This is a genomic window from Paenibacillus sp. FSL M7-0656, assembly GCF_038003225.1.
In the GTDB taxonomy this organism is placed as follows: Bacteria; Bacillota; Bacilli; order Paenibacillales; family Paenibacillaceae; genus Paenibacillus; species Paenibacillus amylolyticus.
In genome coordinates this window covers 392220-408049 of record NZ_JBBOOT010000001.1, presented here as the reverse complement: position 1 = coordinate 408049, position 15830 = coordinate 392220, and the positions used below count along the sequence as shown (strand labels likewise).

General features: G+C 47.3%; 15 protein-coding genes. 6 read left to right on the top strand and 9 right to left on the bottom strand.

All coding sequences use genetic code 11. The features are described 5' to 3' along the window. Window positions 1-41 precede the first annotated feature (41 nt). Both MHI01_RS01750 and MHI01_RS01745 read right to left on the bottom strand, forming a co-directional pair. Window positions 42-2189: an alpha-glucuronidase family glycosyl hydrolase gene (locus MHI01_RS01750; protein WP_340982364.1), complete on the bottom strand. Its 2148-nt coding sequence runs from the start codon at window positions 2187-2189 to the stop codon at window positions 42-44. Continuing rightward, window positions 2186-4375 (bottom strand): glycoside hydrolase family 52 protein, encoded by a 2190-nt coding sequence (locus MHI01_RS01745; protein ID WP_340982363.1) that lies wholly within the window; start codon window positions 4373-4375, stop codon window positions 2186-2188. Before MHI01_RS01745 ends, MHI01_RS01750 begins: the two co-directional genes overlap by 4 nt. 218 nt (window positions 4376-4593) lie before the next feature. Between MHI01_RS01745 and MHI01_RS01740 the strand changes: the two genes are divergently transcribed. Next, a complete protein-coding gene (locus tag MHI01_RS01740) occupies window positions 4594-5505 on the top strand; it encodes an AraC family transcriptional regulator (RefSeq protein ID WP_340982362.1) in 912 nt (303 codons plus the stop codon). Window positions 5506-5535: 30 nt separating this feature from the next. Here the strand turns inward: MHI01_RS01740 and MHI01_RS01735 are convergent, their stop codons facing one another. Both MHI01_RS01735 and MHI01_RS01730 read right to left on the bottom strand, forming a co-directional pair. Continuing rightward, window positions 5536-6939, bottom strand: coding sequence for an aldehyde dehydrogenase (locus MHI01_RS01735; protein ID WP_340982361.1), 1404 nt, complete (start codon window positions 6937-6939; stop codon window positions 5536-5538). Window positions 6940-7029: 90 nt separating this feature from the next. Next, window positions 7030-7332 (bottom strand): ArsR/SmtB family transcription factor, encoded by a 303-nt coding sequence (locus MHI01_RS01730; protein WP_017688208.1) that lies wholly within the window; start codon window positions 7330-7332, stop codon window positions 7030-7032. Between the two features lie 271 nt (window positions 7333-7603). Here MHI01_RS01730 and MHI01_RS01725 point away from each other — a divergent pair, with 271 nt between their 5' ends. From MHI01_RS01725 to MHI01_RS01705, 5 genes are all read left to right on the top strand, one after another. Beyond that, the gene (locus MHI01_RS01725) at window positions 7604-8281 is read left to right on the top strand and encodes a GntR family transcriptional regulator (protein ID WP_340020518.1); all 678 of its coding nucleotides are present in this window, start codon (window positions 7604-7606) and stop codon (window positions 8279-8281) included. Window positions 8282-8320: 39 nt separating this feature from the next. Next, window positions 8321-9388 carry a mannonate dehydratase gene (uxuA, locus tag MHI01_RS01720; protein WP_036673719.1) on the top strand — a complete coding sequence of 356 codons (1068 nt, stop codon included), beginning with the start codon at window positions 8321-8323 and terminating at the stop codon, window positions 9386-9388. Continuing rightward, a complete protein-coding gene (locus MHI01_RS01715; RefSeq protein ID WP_340982360.1) occupies window positions 9385-10248 on the top strand; it encodes an SDR family oxidoreductase in 864 nt (287 codons plus the stop codon). Before uxuA ends, MHI01_RS01715 begins: the two co-directional genes overlap by 4 nt. A gap of 206 nt (window positions 10249-10454) precedes the next feature. Beyond that, a complete protein-coding gene (locus tag MHI01_RS01710) occupies window positions 10455-11183 on the top strand; it encodes a DUF421 domain-containing protein (RefSeq protein ID WP_091029630.1) in 729 nt (242 codons plus the stop codon). Window positions 11184-11209: 26 nt separating this feature from the next. Next, a complete protein-coding gene (locus MHI01_RS01705) occupies window positions 11210-11581 on the top strand; it encodes a DUF4363 family protein (protein ID WP_340982359.1) in 372 nt (123 codons plus the stop codon). Window positions 11582-11696: 115 nt separating this feature from the next. On the opposite strand, the gene MHI01_RS01700 is transcribed toward MHI01_RS01705, so the two are convergent. The 5 genes from MHI01_RS01700 to MHI01_RS01680 all read right to left on the bottom strand — a co-directional run bounded on the left by MHI01_RS01700 (window position 11697) and on the right by MHI01_RS01680 (window position 15786). Then, window positions 11697-12398: a M50 family metallopeptidase gene (locus tag MHI01_RS01700; protein ID WP_340982358.1), complete on the bottom strand. Its 702-nt coding sequence runs from the start codon at window positions 12396-12398 to the stop codon at window positions 11697-11699. A gap of 55 nt (window positions 12399-12453) precedes the next feature. After that, window positions 12454-12936 (bottom strand): hypothetical protein, encoded by a 483-nt coding sequence (locus tag MHI01_RS01695; RefSeq protein WP_036673725.1) that lies wholly within the window; start codon window positions 12934-12936, stop codon window positions 12454-12456. Window positions 12937-13101: 165 nt separating this feature from the next. Further along, a complete protein-coding gene (locus MHI01_RS01690; RefSeq protein ID WP_340982357.1) occupies window positions 13102-14253 on the bottom strand; it encodes a metal ABC transporter substrate-binding protein in 1152 nt (383 codons plus the stop codon). Beyond that, window positions 14240-15133 (bottom strand): metal ABC transporter permease, encoded by an 894-nt coding sequence (locus MHI01_RS01685; protein WP_340017608.1) that lies wholly within the window; start codon window positions 15131-15133, stop codon window positions 14240-14242. The genes MHI01_RS01690 and MHI01_RS01685 overlap by 14 nt, the downstream gene beginning before the upstream one ends. Further along, window positions 15079-15786, bottom strand: coding sequence for a metal ABC transporter ATP-binding protein (locus MHI01_RS01680; RefSeq protein WP_340982356.1), 708 nt, complete (start codon window positions 15784-15786; stop codon window positions 15079-15081). Before MHI01_RS01680 ends, MHI01_RS01685 begins: the two co-directional genes overlap by 55 nt. Between the last annotated feature and the right edge of the window lie 44 nt (window positions 15787-15830).

Below are 15830 nucleotides of genomic sequence, written 5' to 3'. Positions count from 1 at the left end.
CATCAAAGAAAACAAGGTATCTTCTTTCTTCATATCACCAATCAATAGATTGTTCGACCTTGTTCATCCGCAATGCCGCTCTTGCGATAGAAGTACGTATTGATCATGTCCCGCCATTCCTTCGCATGTTCGGCCTGGTTGTCCTGTAATGAAGCAACTTTGCTGAAAATGACTGGGGCGATTTTGCCCTCCAGCCCTCTCCATGTCTCGGCTAACGCCTCCGCCTGCTCAACACCTTCAAAGTGTGTATCATAAATATGCTGAATGACCGTTTTACCCGAATGCAGAACATGGGTGTATGGCACGTGATGGAAAAATAAGATCAGCTCATCCGGACAGGTGTCTACGGACTCATAACGATCAGCATTCTCAGGGTGATACTGTGAAGTGTATCCTGTACCACTGTTCACGGTTCGATCTACACCAATGCCATGACAATCGGCAAAGTGATACGTTCCCCATTTGGAATACTCGTATCCATCTACATTCGGCCCGTAATGATGATCCGGATTAACCATCCAACCTAAACCGAGAGGCGCCGTATAATTCTCATAGATTTCTAGTGAAGTCAGAAGCATGCCCGTAACCTGCCGCACAACTTCGTCTTCATGTCCAAATGTGAGTCTCACCCACTCATCGGCAATCTCTTCCGCCGACAGCTCCGGATTCCACGCAAGTCTTCCGTATCCATATAGATTCGCCTGCGCGAGCGGATGTCCTGTCCAACAGGCATCTGCACCAATATTAGATACTGCGGCGAAGCCACTGTATGGTCGTTTATACAGAGAACCGTCCGCAATTCGCTTGATCTCTGAACCTTCGCCTTTGGCGTATGTGTCAAAATCCAATACTTCTTTCCACTGGGGAACCAGATAACAGAGATGACGTTGTTGCCCGGTATACTCCTGTGTAATTTGAAATTCAATCACCTGATTTGTATTTTCCATGGCACCAAACAGCGGGGATACCGCCTCTCTCACCTGAAAGTCCATCGGCCCGTTTTTGATCTGCAAAATGACATTTTCGGCAAAACGCCCGTCCAGCGGCGTAAAGTGGTCATAAGCTGCACGTGCACGGTCAGTGGAACGATCCCGCCAGTCCTGCTTGCAGTTATAGACAAAGCAACGCCAGATAACCAATCCACCGAATGGCCGAAGGGCTTCGGCCAGCATGTTCGCACCATCGGCATGATCACGGTTATACGTGAATGGTCCCGGACGATGCTCGGAGTCTGCCTTGATCAGGTAACCGCCAAAATCCGGAATCGTTGCGTACACCTTGGCCGTTTGAATATTCCACCATTCCCGTACCTGCGCATCCAGCGGATCAGCCGTACGCAATCCACCAATCTCAATTGGACTCGCGTAGTTGGCGCTCAGAAACAATCGAATGCCATACGCTCTGAATTCAGCAGCAACCTTCGCCACATCATTAAGATAACGTTCCGTCAGAAACAGACTCTCACGGCGGTGTACATTGACGTTGTTGATCGATATAGCATTGATTCCCGTGGAAGCGAGCAAACGTGCGTAATCCCGGATGCGTCCCAAGTCCAGCGTGAATTCCCCGTTATCATAGAAAATGGATTCTCCTGCGTACCCACGCTCAATGCTGCCGTCCACGTTATCCCACTGATTAATTATCCGTAGCGCATTGGTTGGTTGCTCTGTAATGAAGCTCCACTTATTCACAGCGTCATCCGCCTCATGTGCACTTCCTTGATCCATTGTCAGCTCTCGAAGCAGATGGAATGCACCATACAGCACACCTTGGGGGGTCTCTGATCCAATGACCAGTACACCCTCTGTCTCGTTCTCACGAATGACATAGCCTTCTCCTTGAACAGTTGAACGCTCTGTCTCACTGAACGACCCAGCCACCAAATCGCTCCCTGTCCAAGTGCCGATTCGTATTGCGGGAGTGGAAGCATGATTGTTCCGTTCACTTTCCTGAGCATCAGACAGATGACTGACCGACGGTTTCACGCCATATAACCTTCCCAGTCCCCGTGAAAGTTCGGTCAGAGCTGTTGTGATCACTCCATGGTTCTCTTCCACCAATATCAGCTTGCTCCACGCAGGAGCCGTCTTTTGGGCAAGTCCATTCGCTCCTGGCAATTTAGAGTGATACCCCAGCCACGCATCATACTGTGGACCTGACAAAGCAGATTGAACGACGGATTGGCTCATTGTACCGCCTCCTTGCTGGCATAGATCTGCCCAAGGTGATTCCCTTTTCCTTCGAGTAGCCATAGAATCGACGTTACACCACGCGGATAGTACTTGCTGCCAACCGCCACACCAGACAGGATCTGGTCACTCCAGCACCAGTAGGATTCCTCCGGATGCAGAAGCCAGTTGACATGAGCCGCGTCTGCTGCCTTGCCTGTCTCATTCCATTCCACACCCAGCAGCTCTCTAGCGATAAACTGGGACAAATAGATTTTGCTCAGCCACGAGTTATTGCTTGTTGAGGACAGTTTCCAGCCCCCATCTTCGAACAGACATGTTCCCGGTACAAGAACCGTCTTCAGATGAGTTTGGAGTGCTTTCAGATAAGGGCCAAAGCGACCATTGACATCCAGTGCTGCTTCACAGCCTGTAAAGTACGGGAACACCAAACCTTCAATCGCCGGAATGATTCGAGAATCATTATTTTCTGCAATAACAGCTGGAATGTAGCCGCCATCAGTCAATTGTGCAGCAATACTGGCAGCGCAGCGATCTGCTTGAATCCCTGCTTGATGGGACAGATCTGCCAACTTCTCAGTTGCGAACAGCTTCTCCAATGCAACATAGACCGCCCAACATTTACCCGCCAGATAGATATTATTGCGAGACTGACCAAGTGACACATCCAGGCTGTCGTAAGTTGTAATCTCCGCTCCACCTTGGGTACGACTGCTATCCAGACCCATCAGACCGTTACGCTGCTCTGCGTCGGGATGGTCACGATTAAGCATGCTTTCGAAGCAATCCTCGATAACAGGCAACATGTTTTTCACAAAAGCTTGATCCTGTGTCTGTTCAATGTATACTGTCGCGCAGCAGAGCCAGTTCACCAGCTCCTCGTGGCTCATCTGTGAGAAACAGTCGTCAATGCCAACCAACTCATATGCCGAGTGTCCAGGGCGTGAGAACACATTGGCAACACCAATATCATGGGTAAAGGTTATTCCGCCCGGATATAACTTCTCTTCCCCCGGGAAACGAACCTGATCCGTATAACTGTATCGTTTCACAAACCACTCCAGCTCATTACGCACCGTCCATGGGTTCAAGGCAAGCTCGAAGTACAACTGATCAGCCGTCAGATCAAGTGTGTTCATCATCCGATACTCCCCTTCGTTCACCACCCAGAGTGGCTCGCCATCGGCATCCAGCAGTTGAGTACTGGCATAATAGCTGTGAATGGAATGAGCAAGCATGAATGATTGATCTTCGGTCAAAGCAGCCGATCCAAGGCGCTGTTCAACCTCTCCACAGGATGCAGTCAACTCACTAAAGCGTTGTAGTGCATACTCTCCTGCTGCCTGAATATTGGAGAAATAGCGCGTATACCAATACGTTGTGTCCATGCCGGTCGTCACAATGCCCCCGCGATAGAAACATACTGCGAATTGATACGTACGTTTCTCTCCAGCCGGCACCTCCATCAGTAGTGCAGCGGTTGAGCCAAGTCCAAATGCCAGATTCTCCCGATGTTTCTCCTGCAACAGTTTCTCCAGCGTAAATCCGCGTGCGGGCCACAGTCCATCATCTGCTGACATAATCGCTGTAAGTCGACCTTGTCCCACACCTGTGATGGAGCCACCTTCCGGTCCTCCAATCAGACGCATCGCAGAGTACGGATCATTGCCCTGATAGCCAAAGTAGGCTTTGCGGGATTGTTGACCTTCCGTATTGTCAATCGTCATCTCAACCAATACGGCAGGTACGAGTGCATCCATTAATTCTTCACGATCCCCATTCGTTGGATCAGGTACTGGACGTACAGGCGAGTAGATACGGAACGTCAGATCTCCAGCAGTCCACGTATCCGTACCTGAGGTAAATTCACGGGTAATATCTTCATCGCGAAAAGCCGTAATAAGAGGTTGTGGAACTTTGGTCGCTGTTGTCGACGCAGTGTCCCCATTCTCCAACTTCTCTACATCATAGCGGCTACTCTCATCCTCGGAAGCTTCATAAAAAGGAAGCGCCTGATAATTGTCGCCATCGCGAGATTGTAATCCAATATATACATTCTGGTCAGCCGGCTTGCCGAGTTCAAGACCCAGCCCGCCTTTGGCTCCTTTGTAACCCAGTGTAAAACTCGCAAAAGCACCAATCGGTGCGTGATGTGCATTATAAAAGATGGATTTGGACGTATTCATGAATCATAACCCCTCTCAGAATGGTTGCATACGTTTTCATTAGCCCCATCCTAACACGTGGTTCCACCTCCGACCATGATCAAATCAATCGGATATTTACCCAAATCAAGCTGATAGACTATAATAGATTAAAGCGGTTACACAAAAACATTCCATTAGATATACGTGCGTAATCAAAATCACATTTTTGAACAACCTCATATGAAGGGGGATCTTCCATGTCTTCAACGTATTTGCCTCCTACTTTGGGAGAAAGTGTCCATGAAGTTTTTTATCCAGATGTACAAACAACGGTCAATCTGTTTGCCATTCATTTACGAAGTGTGGGTATGGACTGGGATTATCCGGCACATGAGCACCCTCAATATGAATTGAATTATGTCACGGAAGGCGAGCAACGCATGATGGTGAATGGTACCCTATACATTCAAAAGGCTGGCGAACTGCTCCTGATTCCTCCGGGAAGCATTCATTCCAGCCAGAGCCATAACGGCAAGGGATTCACGTATTTTTGCATGCATTTTGACATTGATGATCAGTTGTTCCTATCGTTGCTGGCGCGCATCAAACAAGTGCGATTCAGTGCGGATAGTCCGGTTACACAGCAGATTGAGCCGGTTTTGCGCAAATTGATGTCATCTGCGGATGATGAAACAGCAAATACGATGGTACAGCGTATGCAGCTGCAATCTGCGGTATTTGAACTATTTGGCCATCTGTGGGAGGCGGTCTCGAAAGAGGCAGCTCACTGGTTTACCGACGGACACGAGAAGATCGAACTCGCCCACCAGATTCGTAATCGGTTGCAAGGCCTGATGAGTCAGCAATTCAAACAGGGACACGAGTCCAACGGTCACTATGGCATTGATGATATTGCAGCAGAGCTGGGCATCAGTTCTTCTCACTGTAATCGCGTGTTCAAGCAGGTGTTTGGTCAGTCTCCACGTGCTGTATTATCCCAGTTGGTTTTGCATGAAGCGAAGCTTCTTCTGGGCAATCCGAAGCTGTCCGTTCAAAATATTGCCGTCATGCTTGGTTATAAGGATATTGCCCATTTCAGTCGTCAATTCAAGCGCTGGTCCGGCATGTCACCCTCCCGTTACCGACAGGAACAGCCTGCTCTGGAATAGGTCCAGTAGCAGGCTGTTTGTCTTTCTTATTTATTTCAACAAACGCTTAATCAGCTTCAGCTTGTTATCATACGGTGGATACAGAATCGGCAGATTCAATTTGGTGCTTTTTTTCAGTACACTTTTGAGATGAGAGAAGGTTTCGAAGCTGTACTGCCCATGATACGAGCCAACACCAGAATGACCAACACCGCCAAACGGCAGACGTGGATTCGCTACATGCGTGATGGTATCGTTAATGCAGCCGCCTCCAAAAGAAACTTCGCGCAGCACTTTGTCCTGAACCCGGGTGTCGGAAGTGAACAGATACAAGGCGAGTGGTTTCGGCCGCTTTACGATTTCTACAATGGCTTCATCCAGGTTACGATAACTAATGATCGGCAGAATCGGTCCAAAAATCTCATCTTCCATCGTTGCTGCATCCCAGGACTCCGCATCAATCAGTGTAGGTTCAATGAAGCGATCTTCCTCATCCGAAGCTCCCCCATATATCACTTTGGCCTGATCCCGCTCAATCAAAGTCGTCAGACGTTTAAAATGTCCCTTGTTCACGATTCGCCCATAGTCCTTGTTGTGCTGGATATCCGAACCAAAGAAAGACACGATTGCTGCCTTCATCTCTGTAATTAACGGTCCCTTCACGCGCTCATGCACAAGTAAATAATCGGGTGCGATACAGGTCTGTCCTGTATTGAGCAGTTTGCCCCATATAATGCGCTCAGCTGCTACTTTGATATCCGCCTGTTCATCAACGATGACCGGACTTTTGCCTCCCAGTTCTAACGTAACGGGAACGAGATTTTTGGCAGCTGCCTCCATCACAATCTTGCCAACCGGTACACTGCCTGTAAAAAAGATATAGTCGAATGGCGCGTTAATCAGCGCTGTTGTTGTGTCTTTAGCACCGTCAAGTACCTGTACGTATGCCGGTTCGAACACGCTTGCAATCATTTCACGTACAACAGCGGACACCGCAGGTGTATTCTCTGACGCTTTGAGCACGGCTGTGTTACCTGCTGCAATAGCACCTACCAATGGTTCGATTAAGAGTTGAAAAGGATAATTAAACGGTCCGATAATCAGAACCGCCCCGTAGGGTTCGGGTATGATATAACTTTTCGAACCCAGGAGCGCCATTTGCGTTTTCACTTTAACGGGTTTCACCCATTTATTCACTTTACGAATGGTGTGTGTGATGCTGTCCATCATAAATCCGATCTCGGTTGTGTAGGATTCGAACTCACTTTTGCCCAAATCCTGATAGAGAGCTTCTGTCAGTCTGGATTCGTACTTTTGAATGGCCTGCTTCAGTTGGGTCAGACGGGCAATTCGAGCTTCTGCCGATCGTGTTGCCCCGGAACGAAAGAATTGTCGTTGCTGCTCCAAAATCTGTTCAACTTCCTGACTGGTTACTTCCTGTATAGTCGTTGTCATATATACATACTCCTCTATTCATTATTGATCAAGCGTTTAAACTTACGAACCTATAAGACACATGCAAAAGCATGTTTGATCACTATTACTCTACAGACACTCTTCTTCCAAAGCAGCTACCAGTTCCTTCAGCAGTTCCACCGATGCATTCAATGAAGCCGAATAATAACGCTGTGTGCCCTTCTGCTCCACAGATATAAGTCCCTTCTCTAACAACAGCTTGAGATGATGAGATATGGCTGGCCGGGATAGGCTGGATTGTTCGGTAATTTCATTCACTGTCATTCTGCCTTTCTCGGTGAGTGTCAGCAAAATGGATTGACGATGGTTGTCACTTAACACCTGAAATAACGGAATACAGGTTTGAAAAACGCTAATTGCTTTTTGTCCCATGGTTTCACCTCTATACTATTTCTTCTTCATTATTTCTACGTATATTTCTCTGTTTGATGTCTGTTGGTTTAAACATTCGAACCTAATGACTGAATTGTACTCTTTAATCACTTGAACTGCAAGTGAACCACCAACTAAATTTAATATAATGATTATAAAGCGCTTCCATACTACCATACAAGTATGGTAGTATGTCATTGAAGGAGTTGAAGTTGTGGAATATACCCCAAAGTTATCATCCAGAGCCGGTTTGTTGCCTGTTGCGAGCAATATGTCTTCCATGAATAATAAGCAATCTTACTCATCGCGAGATGTCGTTTACTTCACGCTGAAACAACTCATTTTGAGTTTGAAATTGCCTCCAGGAACAGCTATTTCTGAGAAGGAAATTTCGCTGGAGTTCCAGGTAAGCCGGACACCTGTTCGAGAAAGTTTTGTAAGGCTTGCACAGGAAGGTCTGCTGGAAGTGTATCCACAGCGCGGCACATACGTCTCTCTGATTCAGGTCGATCTCGTTGAGGAAGCACGGTTCATGCGTGAACAGCTCGAACGAGCCGTAATCAGGCTCGCCTGCGAGAACTTTCCGAACGAACAGATGGTAGCTCTTGAACAGAACCTTGCGTGGCAACAGGAATGCAGGGTCAAACCGGATGATGAACGAATGTTCCAATTGGATGAGGAATTCCATAGCACTCTTTTTGCAGGCTGCAACAAAAGCAACACCTGGACTGTTATCCAGCAGATGAATGTACATTTGAATCGAAGTCGCATGTTACGCCTGTCCTCGGACCACCAGTGGGATCACCTGATTGAACAGCACCGGTCTATGGTCAAGGCCATTCAGCAGCATGATGCCGACACAGCAGAGCGACTGATGCAGGAACACTTGCATTTAACTGTCACCGATTTGGCTGTCCTGCAGGATACATATCCGTCCTATTTTCAATGACTGAATTTTCTTCCTACTATTCATGATGAGGTGAACGTGATGAGAATGGTTTTTCGCTGGTTCGGCGAAGGCAATGATACGGTAACGCTGGATCATATCCGGCAGATTCCGGGTGTTGAAGGTATTGTGTGGGCACTGCACGATGTTCCTGCTGGCGAGGAATGGCCAATGGACAAAATACTCGCTGTCAAAACAGCAGCAGACAAGGCCGGGTTACATCTGGATGTCGTTGAGAGTGTGAACATCCATGAGGATATCAAGTTGGGCCTGCCATCAAGGGATAAATACATTGCGAACTATATTAAAACAATGGAGAAACTGGCTCAAGTTGGTGTTAAGGTCATCTGTTACAACTTTATGCCGATCTTCGACTGGCTTCGCACGGATATGCACAAGGAAATGGAGGATGGCTCAACTGCCCTCTTCTATGAGCACAGTAAACTTGCAGATATAGAACCTCTAGAACTCGTTCGACGCATTACGGAAAACTCCGCACTCACCATGCCAGGTTGGGAACCGGAACGATTGCAGTATTTAACAGGTCTGTTCGAAGCCTACAAAGATGTAACCGAGGATCATATGTGGGAGCACGCACGTTATTTCCTGCAAGAGATTATGCCTACAGCCGAACGGCTGGGGATTCGAATGGCCATCCATCCAGATGACCCGCCATGGCCAATCTTTGGATTACCAAAGATTATTACAAGTCAGGAGAATGTTCGGAAATATTTGAATCTTTATGATAGCCCTTACAACAGCGTGACACTATGCAGTGGCTCTTTGGGAGCGAATGCTGATAATGACATTATCGGGATGATACACGAGTTCAAGGATCGGATTCCATTTGCCCACATTCGTAATGTCAAAATCTACGATAATGGCGACTTTATCGAAACCTCACATCGCAGTCAGGATGGGAGTGTTGATATTGCAGGGGTTGTTGAGGCTTATCACGATATCGGTTATGAAGGTTATGCAAGACCCGACCACGGTCGTCATCTATGGGGAGAACAGTGCCGACCTGGTTATGGACTCTATGACCGGGCTTTGGGGATCATGTATCTCTGGGGCGTATGGGATTCCCTGCAAAGGAGGGCAAAAGCATGAGTGAACACCAATATGAACGCTCATCTCGTCTTGAAGGCAGAACAGCTGTAATCACCGGAGGTGCTGGAGTATTATGCCGCTCCATGGCGGAAGAACTCGCTCGGCACGGTGCAAGTGTAGCCATCTTGAACCGCACCGTGTCCAAGGGACAGGAAGTTGTATCTGCGATAGAAGCTGCCGGTGGCAAAGCGATTGCCATTGCCTGTGACGTAACCCAGGCCGATAGTGTGCAAGCAGCGGCAGATGCGGTGCTGGAACAGCTCGGACCATGTGATATTCTGATCAATGGTGCGGGTGGCAATAACGCCAGTGCCAACACCACCAATGAAATCTTCAGATTGGAAGATCTGGAAAAGAGCGATGTCACTACATTTTTTGATGTGAGTGTAGAGGGATTTCGTCAGGTGATGGATTTGAATTTTGTCGGTTCTCTCATCCCTACTCAAATCTTTGCAAAACATATGATAGAGCACGATGTTCCCGCTACTGTCATAAACATTTCTTCCATGAGCGCCCCATCGCCCATGACGAAAGTTCCAGCGTACAGCGCTGCAAAGGCAGCCATTAACAACTTCACGCAGTGGCTCGCCGTTCATCTGGCCGAATCCGGTATTCGTGTCAACGCTATTGCACCCGGGTTTTTCCTGACTGAGCAAAACCGTAATCTATTACTGCAACCAGACGGCTCACCTACGGAACGTTCCAGTAAAATTATTGCGCATACACCCATGCGCCGTTTTGGCAAACCGGAAGACCTGCTTGGCACATTGATGTGGCTTGCGGATGAAAGGCAATCCGGCTTTGTCACTGGCACAGTCATTCCGGTAGATGGCGGATTTATGGCCTATTCAGGTGTATAATGATTAACGTGTAAATGAATCAGTTCAACTAATATAGGTATTTAATGAAACCGAAGCTTGGGATACATACCCAGGTTTCGGTTTTTTGCGTTCAAGCATAAGATCCTCCAGCATAGGAAAAGCTTGTTATAATACATGTTCAAAAGCAAACTTTTTAAACAATCTCTTATTACAGCTACGGTGAACTAAAGGAAGGTGATACATATATGATGGAAGAAACATGGGTTGTTGCCGTACGGTCTATTATTGCCTTTCTGACCCTGATCATCTATACAAGGGTGCTGGGCAAACAGCAGATGGGTAACTTGACGTATTTTGATTACATTAACGGCATCACAATCGGTTCCATTGCGGGGACTTTTGCAACCGATCTTTCCTCCAAGGCGTGGATTCATTTTGTGGCCTTGACCATTTTTACAATCATTACGATCATCTTTCAGTATATTACGCTGAAAAATCGCACCATCTCCAAACTAATGGACTCTGATCCCACATTGATCATCCAGAACGGTAAAATTCTTGAACAGAACCTGAGTAAAATGCGAGTCAAATTTGATGAATTGACCATGATGCTGCGGCAAAAGGATGTATTTGATATTACAACGCTGGATTATGCGATTCTGGAGCCGGATGGTAGCCTCTCGGTTGTTTTGAAACCTGAGAATCAGCCGGTAACCGCCAAAGACATGCATATGCACCCGCCCAAGAGCAAGCTGATGACCGAGATTATCATTGATGGCCTGCTGATTAAGCAAAATTTGGAGGAAAGACACAAAGATATTAATTGGCTCAGTGAGCAGCTGAAAAAGCAAAACATCACGATACAGGATATTGCTTTTGCGGCCATATTACCCAATGACAAATTGTATGTTGATCTGTTCAAGGATAAGATCACCGAAAAAATCGACATGGGCGATTATGAGGGGCCTTTCTAAACTCTTTACATCAAGGAGGCGGTTGAATGAAAACGCGTTTCTGGCTGTTATATGTGCTTCCGATCTTCCTCATTCTTGTGTTCGTTGCAATTATGGCTAGCGGAGCCTTTCTCAAAAAGCCCTTTGGTACCGATGATCGCTTGCTTGAATCTGTACAGATGTTGGAGAAACAAGTCGAGGGAAAACAATGGACTGAAGCCAACTCTCAAATCAATTATGCAATGCAAGCTTGGGATAAAGTCGTCAACCGCATTCAGTTCAGTGTGGAGCGTGAATCAATTTATGATATTCTGGGGACCCTTGCTCGAATGAAGGGCGGCGTTGCGGCAGAGGATGATAAGGCGATTATGGAAGAGATTTATTACTTTTATGTGTTATGGGATAATCTTGGAGATTAGGTTCAATATCTTTAATATCAAGCTTGAATATCATTAGTAAGTCCAAAAACAAAAGGCACTATCCTTTTATGAAGAAAGGAAGTGCCTTCTTTGCTTTGATATAACTTTATATCCATTACGCTCTTCGTAATCCCCGAGACCGTGACGATCGCGAAGTGCCTTCTTTGCGGAAAAAGAGACCGAGTGCTCCCTTGGCACACCACAGTGCAAACAAAGCAAACAGCGTGCCCCAGAACAGCGCGGGAAGGAATGTCTGTTGAGCGAGATTCGCTGCATCCCCTGCCCGTGAGGGCTGAGTCCAGGACATAAATCCAACGTATACAGCACTAACAACCGACTCTTCCAGCGTAAGAAACGCCAGTAACAGATAATAGTACTTCACGATCTTGGCACCAAAAATCATAATGACAACGTTCAGTACGATGAACCCGGTCAGCCATAACATGCCGAACTCCCCTCTTACATATAACAGGAGCGACACCAGAGCGACAGCCGTCATAATACCAAGTCCCCACATGTGCAAGCCTTTGCGGTATAAGTAAAACAACAGCAAGGCGAACAGTGATGCACTGATATATCCCGCCAGAGAAACCAGGATCGATCTGCCTGGCGTCAGCATGGAAGAGTAAGTTACACCACTATGATCAGCGTACAATTCAATGCGCAGCACTTTACCGGACAATATCAGTGTCATTAGTGCATGACCGAATTCGTGAATCATCGTATCCAGGTTACGGAACAAGGACGAAAATGGGATGAATCGTGTAAGAAAGACGGAGCCTAGTAGAAAAAGTATCGTTTTGACCCACTTATTCAATCGTGCCATACCTCCTTTACCTTCAAGTAAACAATCAAGTAAACAAGCCTATCCTTTATACTACGCTTTTTTCACTCGATTCGTTTCGGCTTCCGAACTGTAAGGCACAGTGCTCCATCCACCAGCAGAAGCTCCGATTGTGTCCAATGAAAAAAGAAGATAGATCATAGCGGCCCTTTTCGGCCTCTAGCGTAACGAGCAGTCGATTCCGCATCCGACGGAGGGCATAGTGCACGAATTGATCTGCTACCTCACTTTGTATCAGGGTAACATAAGCATAAAGGGAATGATCGACAGGTTCATCAAGCGGACTCACCCCTGCACATGAAAATTCCGTCCTCACGCCCGCACTCTGAAGTATGGACAATGCCTTCACGAGTTCGGCATCAACTTCAACACCGTTCCAAATCTCTGTTTTCTTCGCGGATACTGTATGTTTATCACGTTCCGTCCAGTGCATCAGCTCCAGCTTACGCCGTCTCCACAGATGGGCAGGCTGTTCACTTAACAGCACTTCATGTTCCTCATTTAAATTCATGCAATGCGTCCTCCTGTTCTCCTTGATCCGGTCACCTTATTAAACAAAGAGAGAGCACATCACTGTGCTCTCTGCTTTGCAAAAAGGCAAAGGAATGGCGATCCATTCCTCAGCATGTTGTATTATTGTACCTTTTTCGGTGACAGGCATCAAACTGATTTTTAATTATTCGTTTAGTGCCAGTTTCAGAGCCTCCAGATTCTGTCTCATCACGCTAATGTAGTCCATTCCCGCCGCAATTTCTTCCTCGGTGAGTCCCTCAATCGGATTCAATACAGCCGTCTTGGCCCCCACTTCACTTGCGATTGTCTCAGACACTTTGGATGAAACCAGTGTTTCGAAGAAAATCGTTTTCACCTGATGCTCTTTTGCAAAATCAATGACAGATGCCATCTGCGCTGCTGAAGGTTCTTGCTCAGGAGACAATCCTGCGATGGGCACCTGTTGCAATCCATATTCCTTGGCAAGATAACCAAATGCAGCGTGTTGTGTGATGAAATCCTTACGTTTGCTATCCGTCACAGCCGCCTTGAAGTCCTGATCCAGTGACTCCAGTTGAGCAATGTAGGCATCTGCATTCTGCTTGAACTGTTCGGCATGTTCCGGGGCAGCCTGCGCCAAACCTGCTTCAATATTGCGCACTTCTTTTACAGCCAATGCAGGTGACAGCCATACGTGGGGGTCGAGTCCACCGTGATCGTGATCATGTCCTGCTTCTGCTTCTGCTTCTGCTTCTGCTTCTGCTTCTGCCTCTGCGTCATGATCATGGTCGTGTTCTTCAGCAGTTGCTTCATCCGCATGATCGTGATCATGTGCTTCTGTAGTCGCTTCATTCGCATGCTCATGATCGTGGTCATGTTCTGTTGTCTCTGAATCTTCTTGATGGTGATCATGCTCTCCACCTTCAAGCAGGTTGATGCCCTTGCTTGCTTCCACCTGAATGAGCGAAGCGTTGCTTAGACTTCCGGTGACCTGATCAATCCATGATTCCATGCCCGCACCGTTGTACACAAGCACATCCGCTTTTTCAATGCTGGCAATATCTTGTGGTGTGGGCTCCCAATCGTGGGGCTCCATTCCTGCTGGAACGATTGTATGCACATCGGCCAGATCACCTGCCACATTTTTGGTGAACTCATACATCGGGTAGAAGCTGACCTGCACGTTTAATTTTGCTACTTCACTCTCTACGGGTACCGTATTACCGGCACCCGTAGAACTTGTATTTGCATCAGAAGCGGATTTTTGTCCGCAGCCTGCGACGATAAGTGTGAGACTGAACAACAATCCGAGCGTAGCTTTTTTACTGAATTTCATGTGATGTATTCCTCCTAGAATGGTTGACCAGAATGACGTGCTGTGATTTCGTTTCTTTGCGATGACGCTTGCGGTTATATCGTGCAATCAGCTTTTGCGCTGATATTCCAGTCAATAGGATGACCAACAGGATGAGTGCAATTGTTCCTCCCGGTGGTGTATTTAGATGGTAAGATGTTGTGAGCCCGCTAAAAATACCGATTAATCCTGTAATTACCGCAACAATGATGGCTGCTGTAAAACTGCGAGACACTCTCAGTGCCAAAGCAGCAGGTAATACAATGAGAGCAGACACCAGCAACACACCGACGATCGGCATGGCTGAAGCTACAGTCATTCCTGTCAGAATGGCAAATGCAAACGATAACCCTCTTACCTGAACGCCTCCAATGGAAGCAGTCTCTTCATCAAACGTAAAGTTATACAACGGTCTCCGGAGCAGGATGAAAAAAAGTAAACCAATGACACACACACCTGCCATCATCCACAACTGCATATCGCTAACCGCGACAATAGATCCAAATAAGTATGAGCTGAAGGTCTTGGACAGATTGGTTTTGAGACTCATCAAAACCACAGCAAGAGCCAGTCCCGAAGTCATGATGATCGCCACAGGTACCTCGCTGTAGGTTCGGTAACTTCGCCGCAGTTGTTCAACCAGTAATGCACCGATAATTGCAATCGCGAACCCGCAGATCACCGGGTTAAGATTCATGACTGAACCGAGCGCCACCCCTGCGAGTGAGACATGGGATAACGTGTCTGCCATAAGGACCTGCCGCCTGAGCATCAGATAAACCCCGAGAATTGGAGCGATGACTCCAATCAGTCCACCTGCCCAGAAGGCACGTTGCATGAATTCGTACTCAAACACTGCCATTCCTCACTTTCTTGCCGCTCCAAAGTAATCGTTCGATCCAATCGATTCCCCATCTCTTCCAGTCCATGAGTAACCATAATAATCGTTATCCCATGAGCATCAACATAGTGGCGCATCAGATTGTAAAATCCTTCACGGTTGTGGTGGTCCATTCCCGTTGTTGGCTCATCCAGTACCAGAACCTGCGGTTGCCCAGCCATAGCTCTGGCAATACAGATCCGTTGCTTCTGTCCGCCAGACAGCTCACCGACGCGTGTATTCCGATATTCCCACATACCAACTTCCCGCAGACTGCGTTCAACGACGGCATCCTGCTCTGCTGTGAATCTGCGGAATAATCCCAGCCTGGTGTAACACCCGGACCGGACCAGTTCATTCACCGTACTGGGAAATCCACTATTGAACGATGCAACCTGCTGGGGCACATAACCGATATTGGACTTGTTCCCACGTTTCAACTGCGGATTCATATGTATCGTGCCGCTCCAGGGCTTCAATAGCCCTAGCAGCAGCTTTAACAGGGTCGTTTTGGCAGAACCATTGGGACCTGTGATGCCTATGAACTCTCCCACATGGATATCCAGCGACAGTTGATCAATGACCGGCTCTTTGCCATATCCAAATACAACATCACGCATGGAGGATAGTATCATGCCATTCCCTCTTTTCGTAAATATTACGATTTAAAAATAACAAA

What these genes read in the sequence shown, in the direction of transcription:
- MHI01_RS01750 (WP_340982364.1), bottom strand. Translation starts at nt 2,189, where the DNA reads ATGAGCCAATCCGTCGTTCAATCTGCTTTGTCAGGTCCACAGTATGAT.
- MHI01_RS01745 (WP_340982363.1), bottom strand. Translation starts at nt 4,375, where the DNA reads ATGAATACGTCCAAATCCATCTTTTATAATGCACATCACGCACCGATT.
- MHI01_RS01740 (WP_340982362.1), top strand. Translation starts at nt 4,594, where the DNA reads ATGTCTTCAACGTATTTGCCTCCTACTTTGGGAGAAAGTGTCCATGAA.
- MHI01_RS01735 (WP_340982361.1), bottom strand. Translation starts at nt 6,939, where the DNA reads ATGACAACGACTATACAGGAAGTAACCAGTCAGGAAGTTGAACAGATT.
- MHI01_RS01730 (WP_017688208.1), bottom strand. Translation starts at nt 7,332, where the DNA reads ATGGGACAAAAAGCAATTAGCGTTTTTCAAACCTGTATTCCGTTATTT.
- MHI01_RS01725 (WP_340020518.1), top strand. Translation starts at nt 7,604, where the DNA reads ATGTCTTCCATGAATAATAAGCAATCTTACTCATCGCGAGATGTCGTT.
- uxuA (WP_036673719.1), top strand. Translation starts at nt 8,321, where the DNA reads ATGAGAATGGTTTTTCGCTGGTTCGGCGAAGGCAATGATACGGTAACG.
- MHI01_RS01715 (WP_340982360.1), top strand. Translation starts at nt 9,385, where the DNA reads ATGAGTGAACACCAATATGAACGCTCATCTCGTCTTGAAGGCAGAACA.
- MHI01_RS01710 (WP_091029630.1), top strand. Translation starts at nt 10,455, where the DNA reads ATGATGGAAGAAACATGGGTTGTTGCCGTACGGTCTATTATTGCCTTT.
- MHI01_RS01705 (WP_340982359.1), top strand. Translation starts at nt 11,210, where the DNA reads ATGAAAACGCGTTTCTGGCTGTTATATGTGCTTCCGATCTTCCTCATT.
- MHI01_RS01695 (WP_036673725.1), bottom strand. Translation starts at nt 12,936, where the DNA reads ATGAATTTAAATGAGGAACATGAAGTGCTGTTAAGTGAACAGCCTGCC.
- MHI01_RS01690 (WP_340982357.1), bottom strand. Translation starts at nt 14,253, where the DNA reads ATGAAATTCAGTAAAAAAGCTACGCTCGGATTGTTGTTCAGTCTCACA.
- MHI01_RS01685 (WP_340017608.1), bottom strand. Translation starts at nt 15,133, where the DNA reads ATGGCAGTGTTTGAGTACGAATTCATGCAACGTGCCTTCTGGGCAGGT.
- MHI01_RS01680 (WP_340982356.1), bottom strand. Translation starts at nt 15,786, where the DNA reads ATGATACTATCCTCCATGCGTGATGTTGTATTTGGATATGGCAAAGAG.